The 11,391-nt window shown below is 34.7% G+C and carries 10 protein-coding genes and 1 tRNA gene; 9 read left to right on the top strand and 2 right to left on the bottom strand.

Annotated elements, in window-relative coordinates; all coding sequences use genetic code 11:
• Nucleotides 1-197: 197 nt before the first annotated feature.
• The 9 genes from atpG to rnc all read left to right on the top strand — a co-directional run bounded on the left by atpG (nucleotide 198) and on the right by rnc (nucleotide 9,743).
• Nucleotides 198-1,070: an ATP synthase F1 subunit gamma gene (gene atpG, locus AAGD87_RS01205; RefSeq protein ID WP_341817663.1), complete on the top strand. Its 873-nt coding sequence runs from the start codon at nucleotides 198-200 to the stop codon at nucleotides 1,068-1,070.
• Nucleotides 1,071-1,088: 18 nt separating this feature from the next.
• On the top strand, nucleotides 1,089-2,423 hold the full coding sequence (locus AAGD87_RS01200; RefSeq protein ID WP_341817662.1) for a TldD/PmbA family protein: 1,335 nt from the start codon (nucleotides 1,089-1,091) through the stop codon (nucleotides 2,421-2,423).
• A gap of 174 nt (nucleotides 2,424-2,597) precedes the next feature.
• Nucleotides 2,598-2,849 (top strand): cold-shock protein, encoded by a 252-nt coding sequence (locus tag AAGD87_RS01195; RefSeq protein WP_006279919.1) that lies wholly within the window; start codon nucleotides 2,598-2,600, stop codon nucleotides 2,847-2,849.
• A gap of 35 nt (nucleotides 2,850-2,884) precedes the next feature.
• Nucleotides 2,885-4,111, top strand: a complete 1,227-nt coding sequence (locus AAGD87_RS01190; RefSeq protein ID WP_338481939.1) for a DEAD/DEAH box helicase — start codon at nucleotides 2,885-2,887, stop codon at nucleotides 4,109-4,111.
• 203 nt (nucleotides 4,112-4,314) lie between these two features.
• Nucleotides 4,315-6,621 carry an AAA family ATPase gene (locus AAGD87_RS01185; RefSeq protein ID WP_155969133.1) on the top strand — a complete coding sequence of 769 codons (2,307 nt, stop codon included), beginning with the start codon at nucleotides 4,315-4,317 and terminating at the stop codon, nucleotides 6,619-6,621.
• Between the two features lie 64 nt (nucleotides 6,622-6,685).
• The gene (locus tag AAGD87_RS01180) at nucleotides 6,686-7,582 is read left to right on the top strand and encodes a class I fructose-bisphosphate aldolase (protein ID WP_341817792.1); all 897 of its coding nucleotides are present in this window, start codon (nucleotides 6,686-6,688) and stop codon (nucleotides 7,580-7,582) included.
• 5 nt (nucleotides 7,583-7,587) lie between these two features.
• Nucleotides 7,588-7,659, top strand: a tRNA-Cys gene (locus AAGD87_RS01175).
• 130 nt (nucleotides 7,660-7,789) lie between these two features.
• On the top strand, nucleotides 7,790-8,857 hold the full coding sequence (locus AAGD87_RS01170; RefSeq protein WP_338481942.1) for a quinone-dependent dihydroorotate dehydrogenase: 1,068 nt from the start codon (nucleotides 7,790-7,792) through the stop codon (nucleotides 8,855-8,857).
• A 187-nt stretch (nucleotides 8,858-9,044) separates the two neighbouring features.
• A complete protein-coding gene (gene rnc, locus AAGD87_RS01165) occupies nucleotides 9,045-9,743 on the top strand; it encodes a ribonuclease III (protein ID WP_006279914.1) in 699 nt (232 codons plus the stop codon).
• 442 nt (nucleotides 9,744-10,185) lie between these two features.
• Here the strand turns inward: rnc and AAGD87_RS01155 are convergent, their stop codons facing one another.
• Nucleotides 10,186-10,728, bottom strand: a complete 543-nt coding sequence (locus AAGD87_RS01155) for a hypothetical protein (RefSeq protein ID WP_264339681.1) — start codon at nucleotides 10,726-10,728, stop codon at nucleotides 10,186-10,188.
• 109 nt (nucleotides 10,729-10,837) lie between these two features.
• Nucleotides 10,838-11,368 (bottom strand): phospholipase D family protein, encoded by a 531-nt coding sequence (locus AAGD87_RS01150; RefSeq protein ID WP_015589462.1) that lies wholly within the window; start codon nucleotides 11,366-11,368, stop codon nucleotides 10,838-10,840.
• Nucleotides 11,369-11,391: the final 23 nt, after the last annotated feature.

Raw genomic sequence — 11,391 nt, 5'->3', positions numbered from 1 at the left:
ATTCCACAAAGTGTAGAAATTACCATTAGACTACTTTCACATTGATATTGCTGAAGTTAGAGCACTTTCTTAATATAATCCTTATCTCCAAACAATAAACCTGCAAGTTTCTTAGCTAGACTTGGTTTTAATGTCAAAAAAACTTGCTTTTAGACACTAACAGTTATATATTTTAATAAATCAGGGTTGTATACAAAATGAAGAGCTTAAAGGAATTATCCTTAAGAATTAAGAATATTAGGTCTGTACAGAAAACCACGAAAATAATGCAAATGGTTTCTGCAGCAAAGTTTTTACAAAGCCAAAAGAAGTTATTAAATTCAAAATTATATGTATCTAAGCTGCATAACATTATTTTTTCATTAATGCTATCAGTTGATCAAGAATTACTGGCAAAAATTCTAAATGTCAGTAACGACGGTTCTTACCTAGTATTCATTATTGCTTCTGATCGTGGCTTGTGCGGCAACTTTAACTCTTCTATTGTCAAATTTAGTCAAGAGCGTGTAAATAAGTCAATCGCAAATGGCAAAAAAGTAGATATTGTATTTCTTGGTAAAAAAGCTTTTGATGTAGGTAAAAATAGATTTGACTCTAAAAGTATCTTAAAAATTGAAAATAGTAAGGGAATCACGTTAAAGCACGTAGAAGCTTTGGTTGATGGTATAGATTTAAGTAAATACGATAAAGTTAAAGTTTTTTATAGTAAATTCTATAATACCTTCACGCAAAAACCAATGTTGGAAACAATAAAACCATGGAGTAAAGACTCATCCTTGATTGATAGCTCTCTGGCTGGTCCAACAACAGATTACGGCTATGAGTATGAACCACAAAATATTGAATTTATTTTAAAATCTTTAGTTCAAGATTACGTTGTAATTGCTCTTTACTCTGCTTTACTTGAAAGTGCAACGAGTGAGAATAGTGCTAGAATGGTTGCTATGGAATCAGCAAACAGAAACACTAAAGAGATACTGAACAAATTAGCATTGCTTTATAATCGTTCTCGTCAAGCAGCGATTACGACTGATTTAATTGAAGTTATAGGTGGTGCAGAATCTTTATAGAAATCTAAGGAATAGAAAATGAATATATTAAATATTGCAGCAGATATTACTAAACTAATAAAAAAGCAAAATCAAGATGCGGAAGTTACAATATATGAAACTAATAAGACTTCAGTTTCTCAGCGTCTATCAAAAATTGAGCAAATATCACAATCTAAAAATTGCACTGTAGGAATCAGAGCTATAGCAGGTAAAAACAAAGCTGCGTATATTTCTACAAACGATTTGAATAATCTGAGTGATACAGTAAGCCAAGTGGTAGAAATGGCAAAGAATGCGCCAGAAGATCCTTGCATTAATTTTGCTGTAAATGGTAGTAATTATATCTCTTCTGCAGATTTAAGTATCTCAGATAATAATGTTGTAACCGTTGATAACCTAAAAGAAATTGCTGAAGCTGCAGAAAATTCAGCCCTTGCACATAAGAGTATCACTAATTCTGAAGGAGCCTCTTCTTCATACGCTTTAGTGAATACAGTATTATCGACTGTTTCTGGTTTTATTGGCTCGTTTAGTAAATCAACCTTTGCTAATCAGGTCTCTGTTGTTGCTGGAAGAGAAAGTGAAATGAAGGTTGGTTACGATTATGATATAGCATGTAATTTTAGTGATTTAAAGTTGCCAGAGTTAATGGGAAAAGAAGCAGCAAAAAGAGCAGTTGATCAATTGAATTCACGTACAATGAAAACTGGTAAATTTCCAGTTATTTTTGAAAAAAGAGCAGCAAAAAGGCTAGTAAAAAGTTTTGCTTCTGCTATAAATGGGAGCAGTATTATAAGCAACAGTTCTTTCTTGAGGGGTAGTTTAAACGCTCAGATTTTCAACGATAGAATTAATATTATCGATGATCCATTGTTGCCAAGAGGCATAGCATCGAGACCATTTGATGGAGAAGGGATAACTAGCAAGAAAAATATATTTGTAAAAAACGGAATATTACAAAATTGGATTTTAGACTTATACTCGGCTAGAAAATTAGACTCAGAAACAACCGGAAGTGCAACTCGTGCAAGTAATGCTGCAGTTATTCCTGCAGCTAGTAACCTCTACATTGAGAATGGTGATGTATCGTTTGAAGAATTAATTCAGGAAGTGAAAGAGGGAATATATGTAACTGATTTATTTGGTTTTGGTGTCAATTTAATCAATGGCGATTACAGCCAAGGCGCTTCCGGATTTTTTATAGAAAATGGAAAAATAACGTATCCAATACATGAGATTACCATTGCTAGCAATTTGAAGGATATGTTTAGCAATTTAGTCGTTGCAGATGATCTAACTTTTTGTGGGCAATTTAATTCACCAACGATTAAAGTTAGCGAAATGACGGTTGCAGGTTCGCTTAACGATTAAAAAATTTATTTGCATCAAGTACAACAATTGTGTATTATTGTCATGTAATGTTAAGAATAGACTATGGAGTATAAAGGTTTAGTTTCAATAGCTAAGCTTAAAGCATTCTCAATCGTAATTTCAAAGTTTTTCATCACATTAGTAATGTTAGTTAATAATTTAGGAGTTGTTTAAATGGAATTTGGTAATGTAAAATGGTTTAATGCCGAAAAAGGCTATGGTTTCATCAAGCCAGAAGGTAAAGGGGGTGACGTTTTTGTACATATTAGCACATTGGAACGTTCGGGAATAAGACCTGAGGCACTTAAAGGAGAGAATAAAGAGAAGGGAATAAAAGGAGAAAGGGTGAGTTATGAGGTTAAAGAGGAGCGCGGTAGAAACGGAGAAGATAAAAAATCTGCAATAAATTTAAGATTGGAAGATTAATCTATTATGAAGTCTTTTAACAGGATTAACGTATTGTGAATAATTTTCATGAGATGGGTCTCCCAGCTTCGCTTAGACAAGCTCTAGATAAAAATAATCTTTTCGTCCCAACTCCGATTCAAATACAAGCGATTCCCTTAGCGCTACAAGGTAAAGATATTCTCGGATCTGCTCAAACGGGGACTGGAAAAACTTTAGCATTTGCTATTCCGTTGGTTGCTAAGTTGCTGAATGAGCCTAACACTGGTTCAGCTTTAGTCATCGTGCCAACCAGAGAGCTTGCGCATCAGGTAACAAATGAGATAAGAAAACTCTTATCTCAAAATTCTGCACTAAGGGTCGCTTTGTTGATTGGTGGTGAGCCTATTTTTAGGCAGCTAAATCAGCTTCAGAAAAAACCACAAATTGTAATAGGTACTCCTGGTCGTATTATAGACCATATTGAGCGTAAAACTTTGATTACTCGCAATGTTAGCGTTCTTGTGCTTGATGAAACGGATCGTATGTTTGATATGGGCTTTGGAGTTCAGATTGAAGAAATTATGAAGCATTTGCCTAAAATAAGGCAAACTCTTATGTTTTCTGCAACTCTTCCTGGAGATATAGTAAAACTTGCTGAGAAGTACCTTAATCGACCAGAACGTATTTCTGTTGATTGTGAGGTTACAACTTCTGTAAAAATTAAGCAAGAAATTGTTTATGCATCAGAATCAGAAAAATATGAAAAGCTTGTTACACAACTATGTCAGCGCGAAGGATCAATCATTATCTTTGTCAAAACAAAGCGAGGAGCGGATCAGCTAGCTAACAGATTGCACAAAGATGACTATAGCGCTTTAGCAATTCATGGTGATTTAAGGCAGCACAAGCGCGAAAGGGTCATTAATTCTTTTCGTCATGGCCGTAATCAAATCATGGTTGCAACAGATGTTGCTTCTCGCGGCCTTGATATTCCCCACATTCAACATGTTATCAATTATGATGCACCACAATCGCAAGCTGACTATATTCATCGTATAGGTAGAACTGCACGCGCTGGAGCTGAAGGGTATGCGCTATCTTTTGTTACACCTCAAGATAAGAGAAGACTGCCTGCACTGGCAGACAAAGAAGGAGAGCTAAATTTTGATTGTAGTGTGCAATTTAAAAAACGTAACAGCAAAAAGGTCTTTAAAAGGCCAAGTACGTTAAAGACTAAATACGGTAGAAAAAAGATCAATGCATTTAAGAAGAAAAGCAGAGTACTAGAAAAAGCGTATTAAATAGGATTTACCTACAATTTGATAAGCGTAAAACTCGTCATTCCGCTACTCATTAGCGGAATCTATGCTGAGATATTGCGGTGCTATGACGTAGATCCAGAGTGGGATTCAAATTGGCTACAGCGAACTGCTGGATTTCAATTTTTTTAATAATTGTGTGCTATTCATTATATATGAGTTCCCACTTTTAAAGAGAATAGGAGATGATTTCCAAAAACTTAGAGGCAAGTTTGAATAGAGCACTATTCATTGCTTCTAATTTTAATCTTAAATATGCGAAAGTAGAACATTTATTGCTGGCGTTAACTAAAGACGTGGATGTAAATTACGTTTTATCAAGATGTAATATCAGAGCCGATGAAATCATCAGTATGGATAACATTCTATCAAGATGCAATATTAAGGCTAATGATTATAATAATAATATAAAAGGGTTTTTACAAAGCAGTTCTGAATTGATTATCAGTGGAGTTAAACCTAGCTCAATGTTTCAATGCATAATACACAGAGCAATAATACGGGCTCATAGCTTGGGGAAAAAAGAAATAAATGGAGCAAGTGTTCTAGTAGAAATTTTGTCTGGGCAAGATTTATACGTTGAAGATCTATTGCAGAAACAAAGTGCGAAAGATTCCAATTTGATTTACCACATATCTAACATGAAATACTCTAACGATATAGATGAATACACCACTAATCATAAAGTAAAACTTGATAAAAATAATGATGCTCCTACTACAGTAAATAAAGGTGAGCTACTAAAAGATGAGGAAATTCTACAAAGTTATTGTAAAAATTTAAATGACTATGCAAGAAGCAAAAAAATAGATTATGTTATTGGTCGTGATTATGAATTAAATCGCACTATAGAAATATTATTGAGGCGTAGAAAAAACAACCCTTTATATGTTGGAGATCCAGGTGTTGGCAAAACCACAATAGTTGAGGGTTTGGTACTCAAAATCATTGAAAACAGTGTTCCAAGTGCGCTCAGGTCCAGTATAATTTATGCTTTGGATTTAGGGTCACTCCTTGCAGGGACACGCTATAGAGGTGATTTTGAAGAGAGAATAAAATCTATAATAAAAGCGATTGAGGCAAAACCAGGTGCTATCCTTTTTATTGACGAAATACACACTATCATTGGAGCAGGTTCTACAAGTGGTAGCTTTCTTGATGCAGGTAACCTACTCAAACCTGCGCTTGCAAGAGGTACACTGCGTTGTATAGGTGCAACTACATATAGAGAATACAGCAATAGTTTTGAAAAAGATAAAGCATTAGCGAGGAGGTTTCAAAAAATTAATGTTAAGGAATCTTCTGTTAACGAAACGATAAAGATACTAGATGGTATAAAGCACTACTATGAAGGGTATCATGGAGTATATTATACAAAGAATGCCATTAGGTCTGCGGCTGAACTTTCGCATAAGTATATTACTGGGCGAATATTACCTGATAAAGCGGTTGATGTTATTGATGAGGCAGGGGCATATTGTAAATTGCTAAGAAACAGGGGTAAAATTGTAAATAGTAGAGATATTAAGAATACCATTACTAGAATTACAAATGTGCCTTGCGGATCTGAATCTGATGATTTGCAGAAAGTAAAGTCTTTAAAAGCTAATCTAGAGAAGGTGATTTTTGGCCAAGAGCAGGCAATAGAATCTCTTGTTAATTCTATTAAAATTGCTAAATCTGGGTTGAGAAATTACAATAAGCCTTTAGCAAATTATCTTTTTGCAGGGCCAACCGGTGTTGGTAAAACCGAGCTAGCAAAACAATTAGCAGAAAGCATGGGCATGAATCTTATACGCTTTGATATGTCCGAATATATTGAGTCTCATACGATATCAAGGATGATTGGTTCTCCTCCTGGATATGTAGGTTATGATCAGGGTGGATTACTCACAGAGTCTGTATCTAATAATCAATATAGTGTTGTGCTGCTTGATGAAATTGAAAAGGCTCATAGCGATATCTATAATATATTGCTACAAATTATGGATTATGGTTGCGTTACAGACACTTACGGACGTAAAGTTAACTTTTCCAATATAATCTTAATTATGACAACTAATGCAGGAGCAGCTGAACGCAGCAAAAGTTTTGTTGGCTTTGGGCATAAAAAATTTAACACTGGTGATAGTGAAAAAGCGATAGAACAGGTTTTTAGCCCTGAATTTCGTAATCGTCTTGATGCGATTATTTCTTTTTCTGACTTAAATGCGGATATAATTCTGCATATTGTAGATAAATTTATTCAGGAACTGAAAAAGCAGCTGACGCAAAAAGGCATAAACTGCTTGGTAGAGGATGAAGTGAAATCTTATCTTGTACAAATGGGTTATAGTAAGGAAATGGGAGCACGTCCGATAGAGAGACTTATTGAAAAAGAGATAAAAAGTTACTTAGCGGAAGAAATACTGAATCGTAAATTAATAAAAGGAAAGAAATTAAGAATCTATATGAATAAAGTAGAAAATAAAATTGCTTTTGATATAGTTTAAAATCCTTGTATTGAACTTCATCTTTGTTACAATCTATAACTTAAATTCAATTTGAATTATAGTGATAAGTGATAAAGTAAAACAAGTCCTAAGCTACTACGAAAGTGAAAACCCTGGGGTAAAAGCAAATCTTACTCGTATTCTCATGCATGGAAAGCTTGGCGGCACTGGCAAGTTAGTGATTCTGCCAGTAGATCAAGGATTTGAGCATGGTCCAATTAAAAGTTTTGAAGTTAACCCTGATGCTTATGACCCACATTATCATTTTCAGCTTGCGGTTGATTCGGGAGTAAGTGCATATGCTGCTCCACTTGGTATGATTGAAGCTGGTGCTGCAACTTATGCTGGAATGCTCCCACTTATTTTGAAACTTAATAGTTCCAACTCTTTACATTCAAAGGATCTAACCTCTGATCAGGCAATAACCTCTTCTGTGAAAGATGCGCTGCGTTTGGGATGCTTAGCTGTCGGATTTACTATATATCCTGGTTCTGCTAAGTGTTTCGATATGATGGAGGAAGCCCGTGGAATCATAGCTGAAGCCAAATCTTATGGGCTTGCAGTAGTGCTATGGTCTTATCCACGCGGTGAAGGGATTTCTAAAGAAGGTGAAACAGCAGTTGATGTTATTGCCTATGCTGCGCACATGGCAGCTTTGCTTGGCACTAATATAATAAAAGTAAAACTTCCAACTAAATATTTGGAAAGGGAGAAAATAGAAACAGAAAATATTGAATCATTATCTAAAAGAATTGAATATGTTAAAAGGTCTTGTTTTGCAGGGAAAAGAATAGTAGTTTTTTCTGGTGGTGAATCGAAGGAAGTAGATAACATATACAATGAAGCGAAAGAAATTAAGCAGGGTGGCGGTAATGGTTCAATCATTGGACGTAACACTTTTCAACGCAAAAGGGAGGAGGCTTTATCTATGCTAAAAGATATAATGGATATCTACACATAAAAAACGGCTGGGTGGCAGAATGGCTTATGCGGAGGACTGCAAATCCTTTTATACCGGTTCAATTCCGGTCCCGGCCTCTTTCATTCTCTATATCTTGTAAAAGTTGCTCAATTCAACAGTAGCTTTAAGTGTGTAACCTATAGAGAAAGCTTATCCATAGTAAAATCAATTTCTTTTCAAGTTATGGTTATACTCTTATAGCGTTTCATGGTAAAAAATAAACTAAAAATAAGCAAAGTGTTTTACAAACGTAATTTACTATTTTTACTACCGCCCGAAGTTGCTCACTCTTTGGCAATTATGGCATTAAAGAAAATACCTTATAAGAATCCTATAGAGCTACCAGAATCTTTGAGTGTGAATTTTTTTGGTAATAAGCTCAGAAGCCCCGTAGGTCTGGCTGCAGGTTTTGACAAGAATGCAGAAGTTATAAGGCCTATGCTCTCATTTGGTTTTGGGTTTATTGAAACTGGTACTGTAACTCGTAATCCACAATATGGAAACAAAAAGCCAAGAATTTTTCGGTTAATTAAAGATCAAGGGGTAATTAACAGATTGGGATTTAACAATAAAGGAATAGACTACTTTCTTAAACAAATAGATAAAACCAAGCTTGATGATTGCATTTTTGGCATCAACATAGGAAAAAACAGTACATCAAAGGACCAAATCAGCGATTATGTTGACTTAATAAAGATAGTATATGGAAAAAGCAATTATATAGTGCTGAACATCTCATCCCCAAACACGCCTAATTTACGCAATCTGCACAATAAGCAAGAATTATCGGAATTGTTGAAATCCGTAACTCTAACCCGGAAATCAATTGATAATTCTAAATCCATACCAATAATATTAAAAATCTCACCAGATATAGATCAGCAAACGAAAGAAAATATCGCTGAGCTTGCGTTGGAATATAAGATTGACGGATTAACAGTGAGCAACACTACGATCAGTCGGAATAACTTACATTCCCACCACAACGAGAGTGGTGGGTTGAGTGGCAAACCGCTGTTTAAACTTTCAACCGAGTTATTGAGCGATATGTACAAACTTACTAAGGGCAAAATATTGTTGGTAGGATGCGGAGGAATCTCAAGTGGTGCTGATGCATATAAAAAAATAAAGGCAGGAGCTTCTTTGGTGCAGTTGTACACTGCTCTCATATACCACGGACCTCAAGTTGTAAACAAAATTAATCTAGAACTTGCAGAACTAATAAGGAGAGATGGATTTAGTAACATTAGTGAGGTGGTGGGTTGTATACATTAAACATCTTCTCTGTCACCTAAGTAGCCGACACTGGAATAACATCGATGAATCATTATTCAAATAATGGTTATGCAAGAAGTCTATTAAACTGTATATTTTGGAAGTTGTTGGTATTATTTTAATAAAACAAAACTAATTCTTTGGTATAAAGGTGTGGTAGGAAGTGTTATTCTTTTAAATAATGGGTATGAAGAGTTTGAATGATGCAATATCTAAGATCATTGATTATAAATTTACAAATTATGCAATATTAGAAGAGGCACTAACTCACCCAAGCGTAAATAAAAGGAATAGCAAAAACCAGATTGTAAGCTACGAAAGACTAGAGTTTTTGGGCGATAGTGTTTTGAATATGGTTGTATCTGCCACACTGTTTAAACTATTTCCTGAAGAAAAAGAAGGAGCATTGGCAAAAAGAAAGACGGATTTAGTTTGTGGCAACACCATTGCTAATGTTGCTAAAGAAATAAAATTAGGCAGCTTTATCATCATGAATAATAGTGAACGCTGCAATGGAGGGAGATGTAACTTAAAAAATTTAGAAAACTCGCTTGAAGCACTAATAGGTGCAATTTATATTGATGGCGGGCTTGAAAATGTTGAAAAATTTATTATCCAATATTGGGAAAAGCTAGCTAAAGGCATGCTTGACCCCCCTCAAGATCCTAAAACCTCACTGCAAGAGTGGACTCAGAAAAACAAATTGCCTTTACCAGAGTATGAGCTTGTAAAACAAACTGGACCAGCGCACAATCCTGAATTTACTATATCAGTTTGCATAGAAGATTATGGTAAAGTTTCTGCATGCGCTTCTAGTAAAAAGATTGCTGAACAAAAAGCTGCTGAGTTGATGCTAGAAAAAATTGGAAAAGACGCTTCAGTTTAGGCAAAATAGGCATTAATGTAAATTTTAAGGAAGCTAATAGCGTTTAGGGTAAATGGTCAATTTAAGGAGAAGCATAGTATTATTCATAAAAAAGTTGATCTACCAAAAATCAAGCCTTATGTAGTGGAATATCAATGGCTGTTGTCGGAGATGCGGAAAAAAAGAAGTAGCAAGTTACCAAAAGGTGTTATGCCAGATACATTTGGTCCAAGAGTTGTTTTGTGAAGTTGACAGAGTCAAGGAGAATGAAAGTTTTAAAAAATAGCATATTTTTTAATTATAAAAATTTGATATTATAGCCTTTCTTATAATAGTCCGAATGCGATAAGATATGTGTTTATGGCTATAGCAGGCCAGTAGCATATTACGGTCTGTTCGGATTATTGTAAAAAGAGCTATAACTGTTGTTGGTTGATTGAGTAAAAACCAGTGAATGGTCACGTTAAAACATATTTTTAAATTTCTGCCAAAATCCTGGTTTATTATCATTAACCTTTGTAAATGTTATATTTAAACTGTATTTCGGATCATTTGGCACGTCGTATTTTATGCTAAATGTTGAAACTTTATCGTTATTGTAAATATGTACATCATCATATGATAGCTTTGTTGTGTAACACTTTACATACTTTTGCTTATCATGCACTAAATCACCTGACTCCCTTTCTAGTTCCACAAATTTCGTTTTTTTCTGACATTCCTTCATTTTTATTAAATCCTTATCTAGTGATATTGAAACTGGCAACGTATTTCCAGCATATTCTTTAGCTAAAAGTTCACTTTGAGGATACATTTTTATTTCCCTGCCAAAATGTGAGTCTATGAAATTATTACTCCAAAATTTATCGCCAGAATGCACGTACTCATCAGTAGCATACGGCACCCCACCATGATTGCATTGAACTTTGTAATCTCCAACACCGTTGTTTTGAAAAAAATCATGAATAGCAGTGTAGCTACCGGCAGCATCATTTATATAATCCATTACTTTATTCCTTAAATTTTTAGTTCATTATATCATAATCATTATGCCAATCAATCAAAAAAGCTCTCCCTTGCTGTTTTTAAAACTGATTTTGAGCAAGCGCTCTCGATTAGTTGGGAGCGTATTTGTAAGATTGTGACATTCGTGCCTCCCAGTTTTTCACATACTGCTGAATCAATTCAGGATAATCTGTAATAATTAATAAATTTTCAGCATTTCCTTTTTTAGCTGTCTTACTAAGGTTAAATGACCCTGTGATGACTTTTTGATTGTCAACAATCATTATCTTATTATGAGCAATCTTTGGCTTATCATCGATCCAAATTGGTACTCCACCTGAAAATAATTCATTTATAACACTATATTTTGAGTAGAGTTGCGATTTATCTAAGATGACTTTAACATCAACACCGCGTTCTTTAGCATTAATCAAAGATTTTGCAACTGTTCCAAGAGTAAATGTATATTCTTGAACTAAGATAGATTTTTTAGACTGATCTATTACGTTGATTATCGGTACAGCACAATCTTCTCCAGGTGAAAAGCAAACCGTAGCTTTTGGGCAGGGCGAAAATATAAAACCCGCATAGTAATACAGAGAAAAACACATTAACAAGAATAAAAAGTGAAAAAGCCTCACAACAACCCACCCCCGGATATACG

This window comes from Wolbachia endosymbiont (group A) of Pherbina coryleti, assembly GCF_964026875.1.
Lineage (GTDB): Bacteria > Pseudomonadota > Alphaproteobacteria > Rickettsiales > Anaplasmataceae > Wolbachia > Wolbachia pipientis.
The sequence above is the reverse complement of the archived record's forward strand: the minus strand, read 5'-3'. Positions and strand labels throughout refer to the sequence as shown.